23 protein-coding genes and 3 tRNA genes are annotated in these 23,707 nt (G+C 56.6%); 11 read left to right on the forward strand and 15 right to left on the reverse strand.

The window, feature by feature from the left end; all coding sequences use genetic code 11:
* Positions 1-7 precede the first annotated feature (7 nt).
* Genes amiB through nnr form a run of 3 tightly spaced genes read right to left on the reverse strand, consistent with a single transcriptional unit; the run spans position 8 to position 3,319 of the window.
* Positions 8-1,345, reverse strand: coding sequence for an N-acetylmuramoyl-L-alanine amidase AmiB (gene amiB / locus ACI2JR_RS14460; RefSeq protein ID WP_462478831.1), 1,338 nt, complete (start codon positions 1,343-1,345; stop codon positions 8-10).
* Positions 1,346-1,356: 11 nt separating this feature from the next.
* Positions 1,357-1,815: a tRNA (adenosine(37)-N6)-threonylcarbamoyltransferase complex ATPase subunit type 1 TsaE gene (gene tsaE / locus ACI2JR_RS14465; protein ID WP_132730210.1), complete on the reverse strand. Its 459-nt coding sequence runs from the start codon at positions 1,813-1,815 to the stop codon at positions 1,357-1,359.
* Positions 1,808-3,319, reverse strand: a complete 1,512-nt coding sequence (gene nnr / locus ACI2JR_RS14470; protein ID WP_462478832.1) for a bifunctional ADP-dependent NAD(P)H-hydrate dehydratase/NAD(P)H-hydrate epimerase — start codon at positions 3,317-3,319, stop codon at positions 1,808-1,810. Before nnr ends, tsaE begins: the two co-directional genes overlap by 8 nt.
* Positions 3,320-3,332: 13 nt before the next feature.
* Here nnr and queG point away from each other — a divergent pair, with 13 nt between their 5' ends.
* Positions 3,333-4,472, forward strand: a complete 1,140-nt coding sequence (gene queG / locus ACI2JR_RS14475) for a tRNA epoxyqueuosine(34) reductase QueG (RefSeq protein WP_132730212.1) — start codon at positions 3,333-3,335, stop codon at positions 4,470-4,472.
* Positions 4,473-4,742: 270 nt separating this feature from the next.
* Here queG and ACI2JR_RS14480 read toward each other — a convergent pair.
* The 3 genes from ACI2JR_RS14480 to ACI2JR_RS14490 all read right to left on the reverse strand — a co-directional run bounded on the left by ACI2JR_RS14480 (position 4,743) and on the right by ACI2JR_RS14490 (position 5,017).
* Positions 4,743-4,818: transfer RNA gene (locus ACI2JR_RS14480), tRNA-Gly, on the reverse strand.
* A 24-nt stretch (positions 4,819-4,842) separates the two neighbouring features.
* Positions 4,843-4,918 (reverse strand) — tRNA-Gly (locus ACI2JR_RS14485).
* Between the two features lie 23 nt (positions 4,919-4,941).
* Positions 4,942-5,017: transfer RNA gene (locus ACI2JR_RS14490), tRNA-Gly, on the reverse strand.
* A gap of 289 nt (positions 5,018-5,306) precedes the next feature.
* On the opposite strand from ACI2JR_RS14490, the gene ACI2JR_RS14495 reads away from it, so the two are divergent.
* Entirely contained in the window at positions 5,307-6,038 is a 732-nt protein-coding gene (locus ACI2JR_RS14495; RefSeq protein ID WP_462478833.1) for an arginine ABC transporter substrate-binding protein, read from the forward strand.
* Positions 6,039-6,076: 38 nt separating this feature from the next.
* Here ACI2JR_RS14495 and orn read toward each other — a convergent pair whose 3' ends face one another.
* Positions 6,077-6,622 (reverse strand): oligoribonuclease, encoded by a 546-nt coding sequence (gene orn / locus ACI2JR_RS14500; RefSeq protein WP_132730214.1) that lies wholly within the window; start codon positions 6,620-6,622, stop codon positions 6,077-6,079.
* A gap of 160 nt (positions 6,623-6,782) precedes the next feature.
* On the opposite strand from orn, the gene rsgA reads away from it, so the two are divergent.
* From rsgA to mscM, 3 genes are all read left to right on the forward strand, one after another.
* Positions 6,783-7,844 (forward strand): small ribosomal subunit biogenesis GTPase RsgA, encoded by a 1,062-nt coding sequence (gene rsgA / locus ACI2JR_RS14505; RefSeq protein WP_132730215.1) that lies wholly within the window; start codon positions 6,783-6,785, stop codon positions 7,842-7,844.
* Between the two features lie 96 nt (positions 7,845-7,940).
* Positions 7,941-8,867, forward strand: a complete 927-nt coding sequence (gene asd, locus ACI2JR_RS14510; RefSeq protein ID WP_462478834.1) for an archaetidylserine decarboxylase — start codon at positions 7,941-7,943, stop codon at positions 8,865-8,867.
* Positions 8,868-8,890: 23 nt separating this feature from the next.
* A complete protein-coding gene (gene mscM / locus ACI2JR_RS14515; protein WP_462478835.1) occupies positions 8,891-12,217 on the forward strand; it encodes a miniconductance mechanosensitive channel MscM in 3,327 nt (1,108 codons plus the stop codon).
* 86 nt (positions 12,218-12,303) lie between these two features.
* Here mscM and epmA read toward each other — a convergent pair whose 3' ends face one another.
* Positions 12,304-13,281 carry an elongation factor P--(R)-beta-lysine ligase gene (gene epmA / locus ACI2JR_RS14520; protein ID WP_132730218.1) on the reverse strand — a complete coding sequence of 326 codons (978 nt, stop codon included), beginning with the start codon at positions 13,279-13,281 and terminating at the stop codon, positions 12,304-12,306.
* 276 nt (positions 13,282-13,557) lie between these two features.
* Here epmA and frdA point away from each other — a divergent pair, with 276 nt between their 5' ends.
* From frdA to ACI2JR_RS14545, 5 genes are all read left to right on the forward strand, one after another.
* Positions 13,558-15,348: a fumarate reductase (quinol) flavoprotein subunit gene (frdA, locus tag ACI2JR_RS14525; RefSeq protein ID WP_462478836.1), complete on the forward strand. Its 1,791-nt coding sequence runs from the start codon at positions 13,558-13,560 to the stop codon at positions 15,346-15,348.
* Positions 15,341-16,075, forward strand: a complete 735-nt coding sequence (locus tag ACI2JR_RS14530; protein ID WP_132730220.1) for a succinate dehydrogenase/fumarate reductase iron-sulfur subunit — start codon at positions 15,341-15,343, stop codon at positions 16,073-16,075. The genes frdA and ACI2JR_RS14530 overlap by 8 nt, the downstream gene beginning before the upstream one ends.
* 10 nt (positions 16,076-16,085) lie before the next feature.
* Complete coding sequence (gene frdC / locus ACI2JR_RS14535) at positions 16,086-16,481, forward strand: fumarate reductase subunit FrdC (protein WP_132730349.1); 396 nt, start codon at positions 16,086-16,088, stop codon at positions 16,479-16,481.
* A gap of 10 nt (positions 16,482-16,491) precedes the next feature.
* Positions 16,492-16,851, forward strand: coding sequence for a fumarate reductase subunit FrdD (gene frdD / locus ACI2JR_RS14540; RefSeq protein WP_462478837.1), 360 nt, complete (start codon positions 16,492-16,494; stop codon positions 16,849-16,851).
* A 113-nt stretch (positions 16,852-16,964) separates the two neighbouring features.
* A complete protein-coding gene (locus ACI2JR_RS14545) occupies positions 16,965-17,498 on the forward strand; it encodes a lipocalin family protein (RefSeq protein ID WP_132730222.1) in 534 nt (177 codons plus the stop codon).
* 11 nt (positions 17,499-17,509) lie between these two features.
* Here the strand turns inward: ACI2JR_RS14545 and sugE are convergent, their stop codons facing one another.
* The 4 genes from sugE to efp all read right to left on the reverse strand — a co-directional run bounded on the left by sugE (position 17,510) and on the right by efp (position 19,046).
* Complete coding sequence (sugE, locus tag ACI2JR_RS14550; RefSeq protein WP_462478838.1) at positions 17,510-17,827, reverse strand: quaternary ammonium compound efflux SMR transporter SugE; 318 nt, start codon at positions 17,825-17,827, stop codon at positions 17,510-17,512.
* Between the two features lie 137 nt (positions 17,828-17,964).
* A complete protein-coding gene (gene ecnB / locus ACI2JR_RS14555) occupies positions 17,965-18,111 on the reverse strand; it encodes a lipoprotein toxin entericidin B (RefSeq protein ID WP_004097935.1) in 147 nt (48 codons plus the stop codon).
* Positions 18,112-18,286: 175 nt separating this feature from the next.
* Positions 18,287-18,418, reverse strand: a complete 132-nt coding sequence (locus ACI2JR_RS14560) for an entericidin A/B family lipoprotein (RefSeq protein ID WP_132730224.1) — start codon at positions 18,416-18,418, stop codon at positions 18,287-18,289.
* 61 nt (positions 18,419-18,479) lie between these two features.
* Positions 18,480-19,046, reverse strand: a complete 567-nt coding sequence (gene efp, locus ACI2JR_RS14565; protein WP_004856970.1) for an elongation factor P — start codon at positions 19,044-19,046, stop codon at positions 18,480-18,482.
* A gap of 40 nt (positions 19,047-19,086) precedes the next feature.
* On the opposite strand from efp, the gene epmB reads away from it, so the two are divergent.
* Positions 19,087-20,118 carry an EF-P beta-lysylation protein EpmB gene (epmB, locus tag ACI2JR_RS14570; protein ID WP_462478839.1) on the forward strand — a complete coding sequence of 344 codons (1,032 nt, stop codon included), beginning with the start codon at positions 19,087-19,089 and terminating at the stop codon, positions 20,116-20,118.
* A gap of 108 nt (positions 20,119-20,226) precedes the next feature.
* On the opposite strand, the gene ACI2JR_RS14575 is transcribed toward epmB, so the two are convergent.
* From ACI2JR_RS14575 to ltrA, 3 genes are all read right to left on the reverse strand, one after another.
* Positions 20,227-20,580, reverse strand: a complete 354-nt coding sequence (locus ACI2JR_RS14575; RefSeq protein WP_132730226.1) for a DUF4156 domain-containing protein — start codon at positions 20,578-20,580, stop codon at positions 20,227-20,229.
* Positions 20,581-20,839: 259 nt separating this feature from the next.
* Positions 20,840-21,076: a hypothetical protein gene (locus ACI2JR_RS14580; protein WP_462478840.1), complete on the reverse strand. Its 237-nt coding sequence runs from the start codon at positions 21,074-21,076 to the stop codon at positions 20,840-20,842.
* 416 nt (positions 21,077-21,492) lie between these two features.
* Positions 21,493-23,190 carry a group II intron reverse transcriptase/maturase gene (gene ltrA, locus ACI2JR_RS14585; protein ID WP_462478841.1) on the reverse strand — a complete coding sequence of 566 codons (1,698 nt, stop codon included), beginning with the start codon at positions 23,188-23,190 and terminating at the stop codon, positions 21,493-21,495.
* Between the last annotated feature and the right edge of the window lie 517 nt (positions 23,191-23,707).

Here is a 23,707-nt window from a genome sequence, read left to right on the forward strand (position 1 = left end):
TGACTCCTTAATTTATCAACATCTTGCCAGGCGAAGTCGCGCTGGCGGTTTGCGCGGGCTCACCGCGCGGTGCCGACTGCAGCGGATGCTGCATAAAATAGTTACGCAGGCCGTTATAAATGGCTTCGGCCACCTGCTGCTGGTAATTGTCGCTACCCAACAGGCGCTCTTCCCCGGTATTGCTGATAAACCCGGTTTCCACCAGAATCGATGGAATATCCGGTGAGCGCAATACGCCAAGGCTGGCGTGCTCCGGGCGGCGTTTGTGCAGATCGCCCACCCGCTGCAGCTGGCTCAATACGTTTGTCGCCACATCATAGCCAACGCGCTGTGAATGGCCGAACTGTAAATCCAGCACCGCCTGGCTCAGGTAAGGGTCTGACTGGCTGTTCGCCAGCACGTCGCCCGCGCCGCCGAGCAGCTCAGATTGTTTCTCATGCTGCTCAAGCCAGCCCGCCATCTCGCTGTTTGCACGGCGGTTGGACAGCACCCACACCGACGCCCCGGTCGCCTCGCGGTTCGGCGCCGCATCGGCGTGAATCGATACCAGGAAGTTGGCGTTCTGTTTACGCGCGACGTCCGAACGCCCCATCACCGAAATGAAATAGTCGCCATCGCGGGTCATCACCGGCCTGAACATCGGATCAGCGCTGAGCAAAGCGCGCAGCTTGCGGGCGATGGCGATGGTTACGTTCTTCTCTTTAGTGCCGTTCTGACCGATCGCGCCGGGATCCTGACCGCCGTGACCGGCGTCGATGGCGATAATCACCTTATCGTCCGTCGCCACCGCGCGGCTCACCGGGCGCGTCACGCTCTGGCTTTGGCTGCTGCTCATCGCCGTTTGCCGCTCGCTCCCCGATGATTTAAACGGATTACGGGCCGGTTCTGCCGGACGGGAAGGCAAACGCGGTTGCTCCACCCGTTTTGCGACAACCGGTGGCGGAGGAGGCGGCGGCGGGGCATCGGCATTAATGGTGAACACCACGGTATAGTTCGCGCCGTTTTGCTGCTTCACCGCCCGGGTTTTACCATCCTCGGTCAGATCGACCAGCAGGCGCAGAGACTGCGTATCCTGCGGCGTCCCCGCGCGAATGCTTTTCACCAGATTGCTGCCGCTAAACAACAGCGGCAGCCCCTGCAGCACGCCGGTCTGCTTAATATCCAGCGCCACGGTGCGCTTGCCCTGTGGGCTAAACGAGTATTCGGGATCGCCGATAAAACTAATGGTAATACGGGCTTGCTGATCTCCGTTTGAGACCTGGATATCGGATAAACTGGCCGCGGTGGCCTGAATGCTCAACAGCATCAGCGCGGCGGCCAGCCAACTGGTTATGCGATATATCATCCCGTTATCCTTCAGGCTAAACGCGTCAATAAAGACTCACCCAATGAGGAGACCGCCGTTACGCGCGCCTCACGCCCTTGTGCCTGATACGCAAGATGGATTTCGACATCCGGCTCAGGCAGCACACCCGCTCCTTGTTGTGGCCATTCCACCAGGCAGATGGCATCGTCAGCAAAATAATCGCGGATCCCCATAAATTCGAGCTCTTCGGGGTCCGCCAGGCGATAGAGATCGAAGTGATACACCATCAGGTTTTCGAGGGTGTAGGGCTCAACCAGGGTATAGGTCGGGCTTTTGACATTGCCGCGATGGCCCAGCGCCTGCAAAAAGCCACGGCTGAAGGTCGTTTTACCGGCGCCTAAATCGCCGTACAGATAGATGACCGTGGCGCCGGAACAGGCCTGCGCAATACGGTCGCCAAGGTCTAAAGTGGCCTGCTCGTCAGGTAAAGGAATCACTCGGTTAATCATGGTCCAGGTCTATCACATCCGGGTTAACAACACGCCTGAGCGTGGAAAAGAGATCGGTCGCCAGCATCCCGCGACTGCCATCGCGGGCAGCCAGCCGGTCAGCGGCTTCGCCGTGCGCCACGCAGCCGGCGCAGGCAGCATCATACGGCGTCAGGCGTTGCCCTAACAGCGCGGCGATAATGCCGGTCAGCACATCGCCCATTCCGCCGCTGGCCATACCCGCATTGCCGGCATCGATAATACCCATCTCACCTGCTTCGCTGGCCACCACCGTGCCCGCGCCCTTCAGCACGACCACGCCACCGTAACGTTTTACCAGACGCTGTGCAGAAAGTAAGCGATCGCTTTCAATTTCTGCCACGTTGCAGTTCAGCAGACGGGCGGCTTCACCGGGGTGCGGCGTCAGCACCCGATTGTGACGTTTATCGGGATTGATTGCCAGCAGGTTCAACGCATCCGCATCCCACACCATCGGTTTGCGAAAGTTCTCCACCTGACGCAGCGCCTGAGCCCCCCATTCGCTTTGCCCAAGACCCGGACCAATCGCCACCACATCCGCCCATTGCAGACTGTCCGCCAGGCTCTGTGCCGTCAGCTCATGAACCATCAGTTCGGGCCTGGCCGTGACGACAGGCGCAATATTTTCCTTGTGAGTAAGTACTCGCACTAAGCCTGCGCCGGCCCGCAGCGCCGCCTCGCCGGTCATGCGGATGGCGCCTGCGGTACCGCGATCGCCGCCGACGATCGCCAGTTTGCCGTGATCGCCTTTATGCGATGTCGGACGCCGCGGCGGGAGCCAGCCCGCCAGCTGCGAAGCCTCGAAACGTCTCAGCGGGATAGCCTGCCCCGCCAGCCAGCGCTCGAGGCCAAGTGCGTGATAATACAGATGGCCCACGACATCACGGGCTTTACCGGTCAGCAGCCCCGGCTTGAGGCCAATAAATGTCACCGTGCAGTCCGCATCCACCACCGCTCCCGGCGCGGCGCCGGTTTGGGCGTTGAGACCGGAGGGAATATCCAGCGCCACCACCGGCGCCGGATGGGCATTCACCCGCTCGATCAGGGCCGCAACGTGCTCCCGCGGGGCGCTGTGTAGCCCGGTACCGAGCAGCCCGTCAATAATTAACGCAATATCAGGCGGCCAGGGAATATCCGCCGCGTGGATGATGCCGCCCGCGTTCAGCCACTCCTCACGCGCGGCGCTGGCCTCTTCCGGTAGCGGTTTCTCGCCCTCCAGCGCCAGCAGCGTGACGGCGATACCTTCCGCCTGCGCCAGACGCGCCACGACATAACCGTCGCCGCCGTTATTGCCATGACCGCAGAGAATCAGCCAGTGCCGACGCTCGGGATAGTCGGCCCTCGCTCGTTGAAAAGCGGCATCGCCCGCCCGCCGCATCAGCTCAAACAGCGTCAGTCCGAGCGCGTCCGCCGCCTCTTTTTCCGCACGGCGCAGCGCATCCGCAGGCCAGATGAAGTGTGGTATACTGACAAGGTTTTTCGTCATTGTATGGTCCATCATGTCTCAGCCCCTCGATCTCAATAAGTTAGCGCAGCAAATCAAGCAATGGGGCACTGAACTGGGGTTCCAGCAGGTCGGCATCACCGATACCGATCTCAGCGCCAGCGAGCCTAAGCTGCAGGCATGGCTGGACAAACAGTACCATGGCGAAATGGAATGGATGGCGCGCCACGGGATGATGCGCGCGCGGCCGCATGAACTTCTGCCCGGTACGTTACGCGTGATTAGCGTGCGGATGAACTATCTCCCCGCCAACGCCGCTTTCGCCCGCACTCTGAAAGATCCCGCGCTGGGTTACGTCAGCCGTTATGCCCTTGGGCGTGATTATCATAAACTGTTACGTAACCGCCTGAAAAAACTCGGTGAGATGATTCAGGAACAGTGTGCTTCGCTCAATTTTAGACCGTTTGTCGATTCTGCGCCCATTCTGGAGCGCCCTTTGGCGGAAAAAGCCGGTCTGGGCTGGACCGGGAAGCACTCCCTGATTCTCAACCGCGATGCCGGATCGTTCTTTTTCCTCGGCGAACTGCTCATCGATATTCCGCTCCCCATCGACCAGCCGGTAACGGAAGAGTGCGGGCGCTGCGTCGCCTGCATGACGATCTGCCCCACCGGAGCGATCGTCGAGCCCTATACCGTCGATGCCCGCCGCTGCATCTCCTATCTGACCATTGAGCTGGAAGGCGCCATTCCGGAGGAGTTCCGCCCGCTGATCGGCAACCGTATCTATGGTTGCGATGACTGCCAGCTGATTTGCCCGTGGAACCGCTTCTCGCAGTTAACGGACGAAGAGGATTTCAGCCCGCGTAAAGCGCTGCACGCGCCGCCGCTGGTGGAACTGTTTGCGTGGAGTGAAGCCCATTTTCTCAAGGTCACGGAGGGGTCGGCGATTCGCCGCATCGGTCACCTGCGCTGGCTACGGAATATTGCCGTGGCGTTGGGCAATGCCGCCTGGGATGAAGCGAATCTTATCGCCCTGGAAAGTCGCCGAGGTGAGCACCCACTACTCGATGAACACATTGAGTGGGCGGTGGCGCAGCAAATCGACAAGCGCAATGCCAACGTGGTTGACGTGCAGTTGCCGAAAAAGCAGCGTCTGGTCAGGGTGATTGAGAAAGGGCTACCGCGGGATGCCTGATTCATTCACAGGCTGTGAATAAAAACAAAAACACATTGCGTTTCAACGCGCAGACGTACGTCAAGTGATCGCATTAACACTTTGAAATGAAATTTTATTGTTAAATTTCAATCAGATAAGTTGATATTATTCACATGATGAAGTTTTTCATCGTGAACTGTTCAGACTTTAACCTGTGGATAACTCTGTTCACAGTATTTTCCGTATGACAACGGAAAGCATCCCCGGCGCTGTTTGCACTGTGGATAAACTGAACTGAAGAAGAAATTTTGGAGCGGGAAACGAGACTCGAACTCGCGACCCCGACCTTGGCAAGGTCGTGCTCTACCAACTGAGCTATTCCCGCTTGGGTGTGGTGACTTTCAAATTTTGGAGCGGGAAACGAGACTCGAACTCGCGACCCCGACCTTGGCAAGGTCGTGCTCTACCAACTGAGCTATTCCCGCTTGGGTATGGTGCTTTCAAATTTTGGAGCGGGAAACGAGACTCGAACTCGCGACCCCGACCTTGGCAAGGTCGTGCTCTACCAACTGAGCTATTCCCGCGTACTTCTTTTGCCATATTTCCATGGCGCCGTGATGCGCATTTCTGCTTCGTCACGGGAGGCGCATTATACGAGAATTCGATTTACCTGCAACCCCCCTGCGAACACTTTTTTGCGTTTTTTGTCTGAGTGGACACTTTCTCGCCAGATACTCCAGCGAATTGTACAAATAAGCATCCGACAAGGCAAAATAACTTTTTCCAGCTGCGCTAAAGGCGCAAAATCGCTCAGATTTGTGGGTGCGCGATACCCGCTGACGGTCAACCACACTGACAAACAGGGAATTTTACATGAGAAGAGCGCTTTCCGTCCTGCTGCTGACCACTCTGGTCGCAGGAACAGCTGCGGCGACGACGCTGCACTTTGGCACCACGACGGCCAATCCGCCCTTTGAAACCGTTAATGCGAAAAACCAGCCCCTGGGTTTCGACATCGATCTGGCCCAGGCGCTGTGCAAACAGATGCAGGCCGAATGCAAATTTACGCCGCAGAACTTCAATACCCTGATACCGGCGCTGCGCTTTAAGAAATTTGACGCCATCATCGCCGGCATTGAGGTCATTCCGATGCGCGAAAAACAGGTGGCCTTCACCCAGCCCTATCGCCAGACGCTCTCCGGGGTGGTGGTGACCGCAAAAGACGCCGCCCACCGCTTTGCCGATCTGAAGGGCAAGAAGCTCGGCGTCGTCAAAGGCACCGTCCACCAGCACTATCTGCACGATAAACAAAAAGGCGTCAACGTCATCGTATACGACAATGACGCCAGCGCATTGGGCGCGCTGAAGGACGGGAGCGTGAATGGCGTGATGGGCGACCTGGCGACCCTCGACCCGTGGCTGCAGGACAATCCTGACTACGCCATGATGGATGAGCGGGCAACCGACCCCCGGTACTACGGCAAGCAATACGCAATTGCGGTGCGTAAAGACGACCCGGAGTTGCTCAATGCAATCAATGCCGCGCTGGCGGTGGTGAAAGTATCGCCGGAGTTCCAGGCGATGGAACAGAAGTGGTTTAAATAGCGCGTGACTGCCGGGGCCGACTCACCCCGGCGGGGCGATTACAGCTTGATAAAGTTCTCACGATAGTAAGCCAGTTCCGCAACCGACTCACGGATATCATCCATCGCCTGATGGGTGCCCTGCTTTTTGAAGCCCGCGAGGATTTCCGGCTTCCAGCGGCGCGCCAGCTCTTTCAGCGTGCTGACGTCGAGGTAGCGGTAGTGGAAATAGGCTTCCAGCTCCGGCATATATTTGAACAGGAAGCGGCGATCCTGACCAATGCTGTTACCGCAGATCGGCGATTTGCCCGCCGGTACCCACTGCTTAAGAAACTCCAGGGTCGCCAGCTCCGCTTCGCGATCGCCCAGGGTACTGGCCTTGACGCGTTCCACCAGCCCGCTCCCGGTATGGGTACGCACGTTCCACTCGTCCATCAGCGCCAGCTGCGCGTCCGACTGGTGTACCGCGATCGTCGGCCCTTCCGCCAGAATATTCAGGTGGGCATCGGTCACCAGGGTGGCGATTTCAATAATGCGATCGCGCTCCGGATCCAGCCCTGTCATTTCAAGATCGATCCAAATGAGGTTGTTTTCATCTGCACTCATGCTATTTTCCACCCATAATTTTACCATCCGGGCCCGTAAGATTTCACGATGCAGGCTGACCAACGCACCAGCATCTTGAAGGATGACGGGTCGATATTCATCTAAGATAGCGTGTATCATAGAGGTTTTGCCCACTTAGGGCGACCAGGAGCCAGTTCGATTGAGTAAAAATAAACTCTCCAAAGGCCAACAGCGCCGCGTGAAGGCCAACCATCAGCGCCGCCTGAAAACGACTTCGGAGAAGGCCGATTACGATGACAATCTGTTTGGTGAAACATCTGAAGGGATCGTCATCAGCCGCTTTGGCATGCATGCCGATGTCGAATCCGCCGATGGCAGCGTTCACCGCTGCAATATTCGCCGTACGATCCGTTCCCTAGTGACCGGCGATCGCGTCGTCTGGCGACCGGGCAAAGACGCCGCCGACGGCGTCAATGTAAAAGGGATTGTTGAAGCGGTACACGATCGGACCTCCGTTCTGACCCGCCCGGACTTTTACGATGGCGTCAAACCCATCGCCGCCAATATCAATCAAATCGTCATTGTTTCCGCGATTCTGCCGGAGCTGTCATTAAACATTATTGACCGCTACCTGGTGGCCTGCGAAACGCTGGACGTTGAGCCGCTGATTGTGCTCAACAAGACCGACCTGCTCGACGACGACGGCATGGCCTTTGTTAACGAGCAGATGGATATCTATCGTGAAATTGGCTATCACGTGCTGATGGTTTCCAGCCGCACTCAGGATGGCCTCAAACCGCTTGAAGAGGCGCTCACCGACCGTATCAGTATCTTTGCCGGGCAGTCCGGGGTGGGTAAATCCAGCCTGCTCAACGCGCTGCTGGGTCTGCATGAAGATCAGATCCTGACCAATGACGTCTCTGACAACTCCGGTCTCGGCCAGCACACCACCACCGCCGCTCGCCTCTATCACTTCCCGCACGGCGGCGATGTGATTGATTCCCCTGGGGTACGGGAATTCGGCCTCTGGCATCTGGATGCGGAACAAATCACCCACGGCTTTGTCGAATTCCATGATTATTTAGGCCGTTGCAAATATCGCGACTGCAAGCACGATACCGATCCGGGCTGTGCGATTCGTGAGGCGGTAGAAAACGGCAATATCGCCGAAAGCCGTTTTGAAAACTACCACCGCATTCTGGAAAGCATGACGCAGGTACAGGTAAAGACGCGTAAAAGCTTTTCATCATCCGATGACTGACATTTAAGCTGAGCATCGTTAGAATCGTCCCCCTTTTTTTCAGATCCCCGCTGATTTGCGGGGTCAGGAACGACAAATAATGGCCTGGAGGCTACCTTGTTAAACGATCTTAAACTTTCACTGCAATACATTCTGCCTAAACTGTGGCTCACCCGCCTCGCAGGCTGGGGTGCGAGCAAACGAGCGGGTTGGCTGACGAAGCTGGTCATCGATCTGTTCGTGAAATACTACAAGGTCGACATGAAAGAGGCGCAAAAGCCCGATACCGCCAGCTACCGCACCTTTAACGATTTCTTCGTCCGTCCGCTGCGCGACGAGGTGCGTCCGCTGAACACCGATCCCAACGTGCTGGTGATGCCTGCCGACGGGGTCATCAGTCAGCTTGGTGCCATCGAAGACGACAAAATTTTGCAGGCGAAAGGCCACAACTACACCCTGGAAGCGCTGCTGGCCGGTAACTACCAGATGGCCGACCTGTTCCGCAATGGCAGCTTCGCCACCACCTATCTGTCGCCGCGTGACTATCACCGCGTCCATATGCCGTGCAACGGCATCCTGCGCGAAATGATCTACGTTCCGGGGGATCTGTTCTCCGTTAACCATCTGACCGCGCAGAACGTGCCAAATCTGTTTGCCCGTAACGAGCGCGTGATCTGCCTGTTTGATACTGAATTTGGCCCGATGGTGCAAATTCTGGTGGGCGCGACCATTGTCGGCAGCATCGAGACCGTGTGGTCCGGTACCATTACCCCGCCGCGCGAAGGGGTGCTCAAGCGCTGGACCTGGCCGGCGGGCGACAGTGAAGGCTCTGTGGCGCTGCTGAAAGGCCAGGAGATGGGTCGCTTTAAGCTTGGTTCAACGGTGATCAACCTGTTTGCCCCGGGCAAGGTGAAACTGGTTGAACAGCTGCAAAGTCTCTCGCAAACCAAACTCGGCCAGCCGCTGGCGACCGCCGTTGAGACCCTGTCCACGGCAGCAGACGACGTCAGCCCGCTGAGCGGCGCGACACAAGATGAAGGTTAATTCCTGACAAAAAGGGTTATGCCGTGCGTCTGATATATATTTTCCTGCTGGCCTGGAGCCTCAGTCTGGGGGCGTACGCCGCGACAGCCCCCGATGCGAAACAGATAGCTCAGGAACTGGAACAGGCGAAGGCGGCAAAACCCGCCCAGCCTGGCACCGTTGAAGCTTTACAGTCGGCGCTGAACGCGCTTGAGGAGCGTAGCGCCTCCCTTGAGCGCGCCCGCCAGTATCAGCAGGTTATCGATAACTTCCCCAAACTGTTCCAGACCCTGCGCTCACAGATTAACAACCTGTCCGACGAACCACGCCAGGTCGCCACTAACCTCTCCTCAGATGCGCTGAACCAGGAGATCCTTCAGGTCAGCAGCCAGCTGCTTGAAGCCAGCCGCCAGGCGCAGCAGGAGCAGGAGCGCGCGCGCGATATTGCCGATTCGCTTAATCAGCTTCCTCAGCAGCAGACCGACGCGCGTCGTCAGCTGAACGACGTTGAGCGCCGCGTCGGCACGCAGACCAGCAATACCCCGCTGGCGCAGGCCCAGAATCTCGCCCTGCAGGCGGAATCAGCGCGTCTGAAAGCGCTGGTCAACGAGCTGGATTTGGCACAGCTTTCCGCCAACAACCGTCAGGAGCTGTCGCGGATGCGCGGCGATCTGGCGCAAAAGCAGGGCAAGCTGCTCGACGGTTACCTGCAGGCGTTACGCAATCAGCTCAACAGCCAGCGCCAGCGCGAAGCGGAAAAAGCGCTGGAGAGTACCGAGCTGCTGGCGGAGAACAGCGAAAACCTGCCGCCGGAAATCGTGGCGCAGTTCAAAGTCAACCGCGAGCTCTCGCAGGCGCTGAATCAGCAGGCCCAGCGGATGGATCTGGTCGCCTCCCAGCAACGTCAGGCGACCAGTCAGACGCTGCAGGTCCGCCAGGCGCTCAATACCCTGCGCGAGCAGTCCCAGTGGCTGGGGTCGTCCAACCTGCTGGGTGAGGCCCTACGCGCTCAGGTCGCCCGTCTGCCGGAAACGCCGAAACCGCAGCAGCTGGATACCGAAATGGCCCAGCTGCGGGTACAGCGCCTGCATTATGAGGATCTGCTCGGCAGCCAGCCGAAGCTGCGCTTGCTGCGCCAGGCGAACGGAGAGCCGCTGACCAGCGAACAGAACCGCATTCTTGAAGCTCAGCTGCGCACGCAAACCGAACTGCTCAACTCGCTACTGCAGGGCGGCGATACGCTGATTCTGGAGCTGACCAAGCTGAAAGTCTCCAATGGTCAACTTGAAGATGCCCTGAAAGAGATCAACGAAGCGACGCACCGCTATCTGTTCTGGACCTCGGATGTCAGCCCGATCGGCTTTTCATGGCCGTTGGAAATCGTCCGCGATCTGCGCCGCCTGGTATCTCTGGATACCGTCAGCCAGCTTGGCAAAGCCAGCGCCATGATGTTAACCAGCAAGGAGACGCTGCTGCCGCTGTTCGGCGCGCTGATTCTGGTTGGCTTCAGCATCAGCTCGCGCCGCCACTTCACCCGCTTCCTTGAGCGCTCCAGCGCCCGCGTCGGCAAAGTCACCCAGGATCACTTCTGGCTCACGCTCCGCACGGTGTTCTGGTCGATTCTGGTGGCCTCCCCGCTCCCGGTGCTGTGGATGACCCTGGGCTATGGCCTGCAATCTGCCTGGCCCTTCCCGTTGGCGGTGGCGATTGGCGAGAGCGTCACCGCCACGGTGCCGCTGCTATGGGTGGTGATGGTTTGCGCCACCTTCGCGCGCCCGAACGGTCTGTTTATCGCTCACTTCGGCTGGCCGCGAAACCGGGTCAGCAAAGCCATGCGCTACTATCTGATGAGCATCGGGCTGATCGTACCGCTGATTATCGCGCTGATTATGTTTGATAATCTTAACGATCGTGAGTTCTCCGCTTCGCTCGGCCGCCTGTGCTTCCTGCTGATTTGCGGGGCGCTGGCGCTGGTCACCTTAAGTCTGAAGCACGCTGGAATCCCGCTGTATCTCGATAAAGAAGGGAGCGGCAATAACATGGTGAACCGCATGCTGTGGAACCTGCTGCTGGGCGCGCCGTTAATCGCGATGCTGGCGGCGGCGATCGGCTATCTGGCCACCGCGCAGGCGCTGCTGGCAAGGCTGGAAACCTCGGTCGCCATCTGGTTCCTGCTGCTGGTGGTGTACCACATCATCCGCCGCTGGATGCTGATTCAGCGCCGTCGTCTGGCCTTCGATCGCGCGAAGCATCGCCGGGCGGAGATCCTTGCCCAGCGCGCCCGCGGCGAGGATGACGTCGCCCACGCCAGCAGCCCGGAAGGATCGGCGGAAACCGAAGTGAGCGAGATCGACCTCGATGCCATCAGCACCCAGTCCCTGCGCCTGGTGCGTTCGCTGCTGATGCTGATCGCGCTGGTGTCGGTGATCGTCCTGTGGTCAGAAATTCACTCGGCGTTCGGCTTCCTTGAGAATATCTCGCTGTGGGACGTCACCTCGACGGTTCAGGGCGTGGAAAGCCTTGAGCCTATTACCCTCGGCGCCGTGCTGATCGCTATCCTGGTGCTGATTATCACCACCCAGCTGGTGCGCAACCTTCCGGCGCTGCTGGAGCTGGCGATTCTGCAGCACCTCGATCTCACCCCGGGTACCGGGTACGCCATCACCACCATCACCAAATATTTGCTGATGCTGATTGGCGGCCTGATGGGCTTCTCGATGATCGGCATTGAATGGGCGAAACTGCAGTGGCTGGTCGCCGCGCTCGGCGTCGGTCTTGGTTTTGGTTTACAGGAGATCTTCGCCAACTTTATCTCCGGCCTGATTATCCTGTTTGAAAAACCGATTCGTATTGGCGACACGGTGACGATCCGCGATCTGACCGGTAGCGTCACCCGTATCAATACCCGCGCGACAACCATCAGCGACTGGGACCGCAAAGAGATTATCGTGCCTAACAAGGCCTTTATCACCGAGCAGTTCATCAACTGGTCGCTCTCTGACTCGGTGACCCGCGTGGTGTTAACCATCCCGGCCCCGGCGGATGCGAATACGGAAGAAGTGACGCAGATCCTGATTGCCGCCGCGCACCGCTGTTCACTGGTGATCGATACGCCGGCGCCAGAGGCTTTCCTCGTCGACCTGCAGCAGGGGATTCAGATTTTCGAGCTGCGTATCTACGCCGCCGAGATGGGACACCGTATGCCGCTGCGTCACGAGCTACACCAGCTGATTCTGGCAGGCTACCGCGAGCACGGTATTGATATGCCGTTCCCGCCGTTCCAGATGCGCCTGGAAAGCATTGATGGCAGAAAAAGCAGCAGAGCGCTGACGTCGGCAGGGAAATCCAGCCGCACGGCGGGAGGTCTGTAAGGCGGGTCACGCCAGCGAGGCGCGAACGCCATTCGCCAGCAATAACGCTTCCCCTGGCCAGCTGGCTAAGGGAAGCCGCTGAACGGTCAGGCGCGATCGACGGTAAAAGCGATCACGTCGCTGATACTTTCAGCGCCCAGCGCCAGCATCACCACCCGATCCACTCCCAGCGCCACGCCGGAGCAGTCCGGCAGGCCGGCCTGCAGCGCGCCCAGCAGGTTAGTGTCAATCGGCTGCTGCGGCAGGCCACGGGCCGCACGTTTGCGGTTATCCTGCTCGAAACGCTGCTGCTGTTCACGGGCGTCGGTCAGTTCGTGGAAACCATTCGCCAGCTCAATGCCCTTGTAATAGACCTCAAAGCGCTCCGCCACCCGGTGATCTTCGGTACTGATCTGCGCCAGCGAGGCCTGGCTTGCCGGGAAATGATAAACAAAGGTCGGACGATCTTTACCAATATGCGGCTCGACGCCCATAGTAAACAGCAGCTGCAGCAAAGTATCCCGGTCTTCTTCGCTATCGGCGATATTGCTCAGATCGAGCTTCGCCGCCGCTTCGCGCAGCTGCGTTTTATCTGCCGACAGGGGATCAAGCTCAAGGTGACGCTGGAAGGCCTGCTGATAGGAGAGGCTCTCCGCCGGCTGACACTCCAGAACCTGCTGGAGCAAATCATCCACTTCGTTGATCAGACGATACATGTCATAGCACGGACGATACCACTCCAGCATGGTGAATTCCGGGTTGTGGTGACGCCCCATCTCTTCATTGCGGAAGCTACGACATAGCTGGAACACCGGACCACAGCCGGCAGCTAGCAGCCGCTTCATATGGTATTCCGGGCTGGTCATCAGATAGAGATCCATCCCTTGCGAATAGCCCGGGCCGACGAAACGGGTTTGAAACGGGACCAGGTGAATATCTGTCACCGTTGCCTGACTCATGCAAGGCGTCTCCACCTCCAGTACGCCGCGGTCGCTAAAGAAACGGCGAATTTCCGCCATTATCGCCGCACGTTTTAACAGATTTGGAATGGACGCGCTCGGCTGCCAGGTTGCCGTCTCGCTCATGTTACTTTCTCCGATTTCATACAAGGGCACGAAGTCTACTCGTAACCGTCGGGTGAAACAAATTTTGTGCGAACCGTCCCCTCTCTGCCATTCATAAAATTTATTGGTGCCGTAGGTTCATCACCATTACTGATAAACAGGCGCACAGATTGATAAAAAAATCGAACACGTCAATTTTCCCCACTAACCCTGAGGCTATACTCCTTTACCTATAAAGGAGCAGTGCCACATTTTCGCCAGTCCGGCGGCGAAATAAACAAAAACTGGAGGAATGTCGTGCAAACTTTTCAAGCCGATCTTGCCGTAATTGGCGCTGGCGGAGCAGGTCTTCGTGCCGCAATCGCCGCGGCGCAGGCCAATCCAAATGCCAAAATAGCACTAATTTCAAAAGTCTATCCCATGCGTAGCCATACCGTGGCGGCAGAAGGCGGCTCGGCCGCCGTGGCGCAGGATCATGATAGCTTTGAGTACCATTTTCACGATACCGTCGCCGGCGGCGACTGGCTCTGCGAGCAGGATGTCGTCGACTATTTCGTCCATCATTGCCCCACGGAAATGACCCAGCTCGAACAGTGGGGCTGCCCGTGGAGCCGGCGCCCGGACGGCAGCGTCAACGTGCGCCGCTTCGGGGGGATGAAAATCGAACGCACGTGGTTCGCCGCCGATAAGACCGGTTTCCATATGCTGCACACCCTGTTCCAGACCGCCCTTCAGTTCCCGCAAATCCAACGCTTCGATGAACATTTCGTCCTCGATATTCTGGTCGACGACGGTCAGGCCCGCGGCCTGGTGGCGATGAATATGATGGAGGGTTCGCTGGTACAGATCCGCGCAAATGCGGTGGTACTGGCGACCGGCGGCGCAGGACGCGTCTATCGCTATAACACCAACGGCGGCATCGTCACCGGCGATGGTATGGGGATGGCGCTGCGCCACGGCGTGCCGCTGCGCGATATGGAGTTCGTCCAATATCACCCTACCGGGCTGCCGGGCTCCGGTATTCTGATGACCGAAGGCTGCCGCGGCGAAGGCGGTATCCTGGTCAATAAAAACGGCTACCGCTATCTGCAGGATTACGGCATGGGGCCGGAAACGCCGCTGGGCGAGCCGAAAAACAAATATATGGAGCTCGGTCCGCGCGACAAAGTCTCCCAGGCTTTCTGGCATGAATGGCGTAAAGGCAACACCATCCCGACGCCGCGCGGCGACGTGGTATACCTTGATTTACGCCATCTGGGCGAGAAAAAGCTGCTTGAGCGTCTGCCGTTTATCTGTGAGCTGGCGAAAGCCTACGTCGGCGTTGACCCGGTAAAAGAGCCGATTCCGGTACGCCCGACCGCGCACTACACCATGGGCGGCATTGAAACCGACCAGCAGTGCGAAACCCGTATTCAAGGTCTGTTCGCCGTGGGCGAATGCTCCTCCGTCGGCCTGCATGGCGCCAACCGTCTTGGTTCCAACTCGCTGGCAGAACTGGTGGTGTTTGGCCGTCTTGCCGGTGAACAGGCGATGACGCGCGCGGCGCAAGCCGGAGAGGCCAACGGCACGGCGCTGGATGCACAGGCGGCGGATGTCGAAAAACGCCTGAAAGACCTCATCAATCAGGACGGTAACGAGAACTGGGCGAAAATTCGCGATGAGATGGGTCTGGCGATGGAAGAAGGCTGCGGTATCTACCGCACGCCGGAACTGATGCAGAAAACCATCGATAAGCTGGCGGAGCTGCAGGAGCGCTTTAAGCGCGTGCGCATCACCGACAGCTCCAGCGTCTTCAACACCGACCTGCTCTACACCATCGAACTGGGCCACGGCCTGAACGTCGCCGAATGTATGGCGCACTCCGCTATTGCCCGCAAAGAGTCCCGCGGCGCGCATCAGCGCCTGGATGAAGGCTGCACCGAGCGTGATGATGTCAATTTCCTCAAACATACGCTCGCTTTCCGCGATACAGACGGCACCACTCACCTGGATTACGGCGAGGTGAAAATCACCACTCTGCCGCCGGCGAAACGCGTATATGGCGCAGAAGCGGAAGCGGCCGAGAAGAAGGAGACGGCAAATGGCTGAGATGAAAAACCTCAAAATCGAAGTGGTGCGCTACAACCCGGAAGTGGACACCGCCCCGCACAGCGCGTTCTATGAAGTCCCTTATGATGAGCAAACCTCGCTGCTCGACGCGCTGGGCTATATCAAAGATAACCTCGCGGCGGATCTCAGCTATCGCTGGTCCTGCCGCATGGCGATTTGCGGTTCCTGCGGGATGATGGTCAACAAAGTGCCGAAGCTGGCGTGTAAAACCTTCCTGCGGGAATACACCAAAGGCATTAAGGTCGAGGCGCTGGCCAACTTCCCGATTGAGCGCGATCTGGTGGTCGATATGACCCACTTTATCGAAAGTCTGGAGGCCATTAAGCCCTATATTATTGGCAATCCGCGCACCCCGGAGCAGGGGCCGAACAAGCAAACGCCGGCGCAGATGGCGAAATACCATCAGTTCTCCGGCTGCATCAACTGCGGACTGTGCTACGCCGCCTGCCCGCAGTTTGGCCTCAATCCGGAGTTTATCGGCCCGGCGGCCATCACCCTCGCCCATCGCTACAACGAAGACAGCCGCGATCGCGGTAAGAAGGAACGTATGGCGCAGCTTAACGGCAAGAACGGCGTCTGGACCTGCACCTTCGTGGGCTACTGCTCGGAAGTGTGTCCGAAGCACGTCGACCCGGCGGCCGCCATTCAGCAGGGCAAGGTAGAGAGTTCGAAAGACTTTCTTATCGCCACCCTGAAACCACGCTAAGGAGTGCATGATGACGACTAAACGCAAACCCTATGTGCGGCCGATGACGTCCACCTGGTGGAGAAAACTGCCGTTTTATCGCTTCTATATGGTGCGTGAAGGAACCGCAGTGCCCACGGTATGGTTCAGCATCGTGCTGATTTACGGGCTGTTTGCCCTCAAGCACGGGGCCGAAAGCTGGGCGGGTTACGTGGGTTTCCTACAAAACCCGATTGTGGTGATTCTGAACCTGATCACCCTTGCGGCAGCGCTGCTGCACAGTAAAACCTGGTTTGAGCTGGCGCCGAAAGCCGCCAATATCATTATCAAAGGCGAGAAAATGGGGCCAGGGCCGGTTATTAAAGGGCTTTGGGTGGTGACCGCGGTGGTGACCGTGGCGGTTCTGCTTGTCGCCCTGTTCTGGTAAGGAGGCTGAAATGATCGATCCCAATCCAAAACGTTCCGATGAACCGGTATTCTGGGGGCTGTTTGGCGCAGGCGGTATGTGGGGCGCGATTGTCGCGCCGGTGATAGTGCTGCTGGTCGGCATCCTGCTGCCGTTAGGTCTGGCGCCAGGCGACGCGTTCAGCTACGAACGCGTGCTGGGCTTTGCCCAAAGCTTTGTCGGCCGCACCTTCCTCTTCCTGATGATCGTCCTGCCGCTGTGGTGCGGGCTCCACCGTATCCATCACGCGATGCATGACCTGAAAATTCATGTGCCGAACGGGAAATGGGTCTTCTACGGGCTGGCCGCGATCCTGACCGTGGTGACCCTGGTCGGCGTGTTATTTATTTAATCGCCCTGATGCCCGGTAACATTCTGCTACCGGGCTCTCCTTTGCAGAAAATATCCCCCCGCTTTTTCCCGGCAGAATCTACACTTAGCTAAAAAGCCCGCAAGGAAAATGCTATGCGTACGCTGCCAATTATTGCGGTTATTGCCGCCTCGTTTCTGGTCGTAGCCTGTAGCACTCCGACACCGCCACAAGGCGTCACGGTGGTAAGCCCTTTTGACACCCAGCGCTATCTCGGCACCTGGTATGAAATCGCTCGCTTCGATCATCGCTTTGAAAGTGGTCTGGAAAAAGTGACCACCACCTACGGTCTGCGCGGCGACGGCGGGCTGGATGTGGTGAACAAAGGCTATAACCCCGATCGGGGCATATGGCAGAAAACCGATGGCGTGGCGTACTTCACCGGTCAGCCCACCCGGGCGGCGATGAAGGTCTCTTTTTTTGGCCCTTTCTACGGCGGCTACAACGTGATCGCCCTGGATAAGGAGTATCGCTACGCGCTGGTTTGCGGACCGGATCGCGATTATCTCTGGCTGCTGGCGCGCACGCCGAAGATCTCACCAGAGGTCAAACAGCAGATGCTGGACATTGCCACCCGGCAGGGCTTCGACGTGAGCAAGTTCATCTGGGTCAATCAGCGCTATGAGTGAGCGCGCGGTGGTTAGTGCGCGCTGATCTTCAGGCCGATAATACCGACCACGATACACGCCAGGCTGGCAATGCGCATCGCGCTGGCTGATTCACCCAGCAGGACGATGCCGGTGATGGCTGCGCCAACCGCGCCAATCCCCGTCCAGACGGCATAGGCGGTCCCCACCGGCAGGGTTTTCATCGCCCACGACAGCAGCGCCATACTGAGCACCATCGCGATGATGGTGATCGCGCTGGGTAGCAGGCGGCTAAAACCGTGGGTGTATTTCAGGCCAACCGCCCAGACCACTTCCAGCAGGCCGGCGATAAACAAAACGAACCAGGACATACGACTCCTTGATGGGGCCGTCCCCGGATGCGATGCGCTTACGGGTCGTCCCGCAAGGTGGATGAAAAACGCAGGGATTATAAACAACGTGCCTGAAGATGGGAAGAACGGTACGGCCGGTGACCGTACCGTCAGGTCTATTGCTGGGCTTTCGTCGCCGCACCGGAAATGGCACTGCCGCCTTCTGAAATATCCTGACCAACACCACGCGTCGTGTTGCATGCGGTCAACACTGAAGAAAGGGCCAAAACCGTAAAGAACGCTGCAATCGCTTTTTTCACCATAATATCATCCTTATTACCAGTTTTAGTTATCGTGCCCTATAAGCATAGACAACCTGGCCCGGGATGAAGGGATCTCAGCGTTTTTTAAGAGAAAAAGAGGTATCAAACGGCTGATTTAAGCGAAACGGCGCCGCGAGAGGAGATGATGAAGCAAAAGGAGCGGATAACAGGGCGTTTAACTGACGGCGCGCGAAATCGCATGCCCCAGTCCCTGAACGTCTTCGCCAAAGCCGCGGGCGGTATTACAGCCAGTCAGCAAAACAGCGCTCAGCAACAGCAATGCCAGAAGCCAGGTCGTGTTGTTCATTCTTCCTTGCCTGCAGTAGCAGGCGCAGCACGCTGCTGCGCCAACCATCTTATGACATGAATTACTTCACGCGGGATACGTATTCGCCAGAGCGGGTATCCACTTTGATGACTTCGCCAATCTGGACAAACAGCGGAACTTTCACCACTGCGCCAGTTGACAGCGTTGCCGGTTTACCGCCGGTACCTGCGGTGTCACCTTTCAGACCCGGATCGGTTTCAACGATTTCCAGTTCAACAAAGTTCGGCGGGGTGACGGAGATCGGCTGGCCGTTCCACAGAGTCACGATGCACTCCGCCTGATCCAGCAGCCATTTCGCGTTATCGCCTACGGCTTTCGCATCGGCAGCCAGCTGCTCAAACGTGGAGTTGTTCATGAAGTGATAGAACTCACCGTCGTTGTACAGGTAAGTCAGGTTCATATCAACAACGTCCGCGCCTTCCGCAGAGTCGGTAGATTTGAAGGTTTTTTCAACACGGGTACCGGTCAGCAGGCGGCGCAGCTTAACGCGCGCGAAAGCCTGGCCTTTACCTGGTTTCACGAATTCACTCGCTTCAACGGCGTAAGGTTCGCCGTCCATCATGATTTTAAGACCGGCACGAAAATCGTTGCTATAGTAAGTCGCCATAAGGCCCTCTAAATTTGTTAATTGGTAGCTAAGCCACAAAATGGCGCATATTGTAACCCTAAATACCCCATCCAGAGAAGATTGGTTAACGCAACTTGCAGATGTTGTGACCAGTCCTGACGAACTGCTGCATCTTTTAAATGTAGACAATGATGCGAACCTGCTGGCGGGACGCGACGCAAAACGTCTCTTCGCCCTGCGCGTGCCGCGGGCGTTTATCGCCCGCATGGAGCCGGGAAACCCCAACGATCCTCTTCTTCGTCAGGTACTTACCTCACAAGAAGAGTTTATTGCGGCCCCGGGTTTTTCTACCGATCCGCTGGAAGAACAGCACAGCGTGGTACCGGGTCTGCTGCATAAATACCGCAACCGGGCGCTGCTGCTGGTCAAGGGCGGCTGCGCGGTAAATTGCCGCTATTGTTTCCGCCGACACTTCCCGTACGCCGAAAATCAGGGCAATAAGCGCAACTGGCAGGCGGCGCTGCAGTATATTGCCGCACATCCGCAGCTCGATGAGATTATTTTTTCCGGCGGCGACCCGCTGATGGCGAAAGATCATGAACTGGACTGGCTGCTCACGCAGCTGGAAGCCATCCCGCACGTCAAACGCCTGCGCATCCACAGCCGCCTGCCGGTGGTCATCCCGGCGCGGATTACCGACGCGCTGGTCTCGCGCCTTGCCGGCTCGTCGTTGCAGGTGCTGCTGGTCAATCACAGCAACCATGCCAATGAAATCGATGCCGATTTCCGCGCGGCGATGATGCGCTTACGCACGGCAGGCGTGACGCTGCTCAATCAAAGCGTGCTTCTGCGCGGCGTTAACGATAATGCGCAAACGCTGGCCGATTTGAGCAATGCCCTGTTCGACGCCGGGGTGATGCCCTACTACCTGCACGTTCTGGATAAAGTCCAGGGCGCGGCCCATTTTATGGTCGAAGATGAAGAGGCCCGGGCCATCATGCGTGAGCTGCTGACGCTGGTTTCAGGGTATATGGTGCCGAGGCTGGCGCGAGAAATCGGCGGTGAGCCCAGCAAGACGCCGCTGGATTTAGGCTTGAAACAACATTCGTGAAAAGGCCCGCCGGGGAAATACTGGCAGACCCTCGATTGACAGACTGACCTGAACGCGCGGAGATCGCCGGGCCTCTCTTACCGTCGACGGGAGAGGCCCGGAATCACATCAGTTCGGGCACTTATAGACCTGACCGTTCATTTCACTGTCGGTCGGCACAAAGCTCGACAGCAGGTTCTGCGTCGGGCTGCTGACGCCATAAATCACGTTGCCGCCCATCGCGGCGGCCTGGTTGCGCAGTGCGTTAGCGGCGCCACGCATGGATCCGCCTTCATCACCGTTCTGACCGGACAGCCAGTTGCTCTGCTTACCCGTCGCGGTCCCCAGCAGCTGGCAATCCGCACCCGGCTTCTCTTCAACAAAGCGTACGCCCTGTCCGCCTGAGCTCAGTTCGTTGCTGGAACTGCACCCCGCCAACAATAATGCTGCGCCGACAATCCCTGCTAAATATCTTACCTGCATGTTATTCCCCATGATCAATGAGCTGGACGCGCCGGCCCGGATGTACACCTTATACTAAAAAGATGAGAAAAAGAAAAACCCCCGAGCATTTCTGCCCGGGGGTTTCTTTATTTCTATGGGGTATCGCGCACGATGTCGGGTAGCAGCAGCACATTACTGTGCCGCCGCCCCCTAAGAACCGTACATGCAAGTTTCCCCGCATACGGCTCAAGCCTTTATAAGCCCAAACTACTGTTTTGGACCGACAACGTTAGTTTCTTTATGAGGCTTGGTCGCTTTTGAGAGTGAAACGAATAGATCCATCAAGATTAACCCCTTTAAGACCTTCCATGTAACCTAAAAGTTTGCAAGGTATATCAAGAGAGTAGATCTCTTCATCGTCTATTCTGGATACAGGTTTACCTTGTACCCTAATAAACTCATCACCATCAATCGAGCCTAAAGGGTTTCCATCTTGATCATGCACGGTGTAATCGTTGCCGTATACGAACGCCATTGTTGCCTCCGGTTAGAAAGTTACCCATTAAACTTAGCTTTAACTCAGAAGAATTAAAAGCGACTCAATTTGGTTAAAACAGAGTAAAAACATCTTATGTTCAATCCGTTATTAAAGAATTGACACTAGCAATAGCTGGTCTAAAATCTCCCCAGTTTCGATGCCCCAGTGTGTGGTTGGAAAAGTTGTGCTATCAGGCCATATCTGCCTAGCACATTAGTTCCCTTAGCGAATGAGTTAGTGGTCATGCCTGTAAAGGCCAGACCTTAAATCCTCGCTAACGAACTGAAATAAAACGGATTCCGTTTATATTTCTTACTTTTACCCTTCCAACATAAGGAGCACCTATGACTATCACGTTAAAAGTCGAAATCGACCCCGTGATTATCATTCTGGCGATGAAAATCGCTATTATGCTAATCCGGTAAGTCCGAGGAGGGGGATTGGCCCCCCAACTCACCCTTGCCATGATGATGTATTGCTCTGTGACAGTTAGGATGCAACATCATTAAATTATCGATTCCGTCCCCCCCTCCATCTACCCGTCTGATAACATGATGGATATCCCAATCATCGTTATCTCGGAATAATTGGTGACAGATCGGACACCGATGGCCCTGTCGCTCCCATATCAATCGCAGTTTCCCTCGCTGCATTTTTCCCTCTTTCCAGCGCCTGATTTGCCGCTGTTCGAAGTACAACTCATCGACCGGATCGTATGGATTAGCTTCGGACCTGATTTTAATGTGACGTTTAATCGGGATATCTTTGCACGACACCAACCTTTGCAGGCCGTTATCAACATCGATACTCTGGAACACCCAGTTATCGCCACCGAGTGAATGAAAGTACTTCTGTTTCACCCAGTACTTGTTGCGATTACCGTGCCGACGGCATGACCAGCGCCAGAGCAACTTCCAGACGCGATAGTCGATATAGCTAAACGTTTCTTTGGCAACAATATGACAATGATAATTTGCCCAACCCCGAAGTACCGGATTAAGTTGCCTTATCAGGTCGCCCTGTTTTGATGCCGCATTGCGTTTCACTATTTGCCGGACTTTCTGAAGATGATTACGCAGTCCCTTGGCAGCAGGCTTTATCAGCATTTTGCCATGGTACTTGCGCACGTTCTGCCCCAGAAAATCAAACCCTTCGGAGATATGCGTTATCACCGTTTTTTCAGGTGATAATTGCAGCCCTCGCTCCGCCATAAAGGCCTCGACAAGGGGTTTGACTTCATTTTCCAGCAACTCCTGAGAGATGCCAGTGATGATGAAATCATCTGCATAGCGCACATAATTGACCTTGGTTTTGTAACTAGCTTTGGTGTTTTTCTTCCCAAAATGGGTTTCTAACACCGCTTCCAGCCCATCCAGTGCCATATTCGCCAGTACAGGGGAAATAATACCTCCCTGTGGTGTACCAGCCTCCGTTGGGTGTAACCGACCGGACTCCATGAATCCCGCTTTAAGCCATTTCCCAAGTACCTGTTTGTCCAACGGAATGTTGGCAAGTAACCAGTTATGGCTGATATTGTCAAAACACCCTTTTATATCGCCTTCCAGTACCCATTCAGCAGAGCTTTTACGACTGAGATTAACAAAACACTGCTCAATCGCATCTGCCGCTGAACGTGCCGGACGGAATCCATAGCTGTTGCGATCTGCCGTAGTTTCAGATATGGGGTCAAGTGCCAGCAGATATAATGCCTGCATCGCTCTGTCCTTCATCGTCGGTATGCCCAGAGGACGGCGTTTACCGTTGCTCTTGGGAATGTAAACACGCCTTAACGGAGACGGTTTGTAACCCATCCGTTTTAGCTGGTCGATCGCCTGCCACTTACTTCCGGGAGTGTTCCACAACTGGCGATCCACTCCGGCTGTCTTTTTGCCTCGATTTTCGGTAACTCGCCTGACAGCCAGTGCTTTAGCTGCAAACGAGCGCGTCAGCATTCTTTGCAGGGCTTTCACCCTACGCCAGCGCTTCTGCTCCGTTGCCTTTGCGATTCGTATCTGTAGCCCTCTGACCTGACGGTGTACCTGACGCCAGTTAATCTGGTGCCAATTTTCCGCCCTGCCGGAAAGCGCAGATACTTTTATTAACGTACTCAACTTGCTACCCTCCTCAGTGCTTTTTGGTTAGAAAGCCCCGAGCGAATAGCAGACGGACAACCCCCTTACGGGAGTTATCTTATGCTCCCGCAAGGGCCTGATTAGGGTGGGTATGAACCACCTTAACCAGCTTTCTGCCACGTTAGATTGCTTTACAGTACTGCACACAATTAAAGACCAGTCGGAAGTCTGCCCCGTTTCCGGTGGAGGAACATTTAACCCCCTATCCATTCCATTACAGAATGGCATTCGCTTTCTCCAACCTCCTCTACCCGCACCCTCAACAGCTTGTCTTGCGACTCACCTGCCACATTGTGGCGAAGATACGGGCTTACCGAGTTCCGTACTCATGACACGAATCACTTAGGTTCTGCCTATACACCGAAGGTCTGTTGGTAACGTATTCCCAGATGTAAAAGGAATAACCGACCTTGTACCTTTTGGTCACAGCATATCAGTAGCTTTTGCTGCTTGCGGCTGACGGTGCTTGCGGACAGTTCACTTAACGTTAACCCTA

Source organism: Klebsiella sp. NPDC088457 (genome assembly GCF_044900465.1).
Classification (GTDB): domain Bacteria; phylum Pseudomonadota; class Gammaproteobacteria; order Enterobacterales; family Enterobacteriaceae; genus Klebsiella.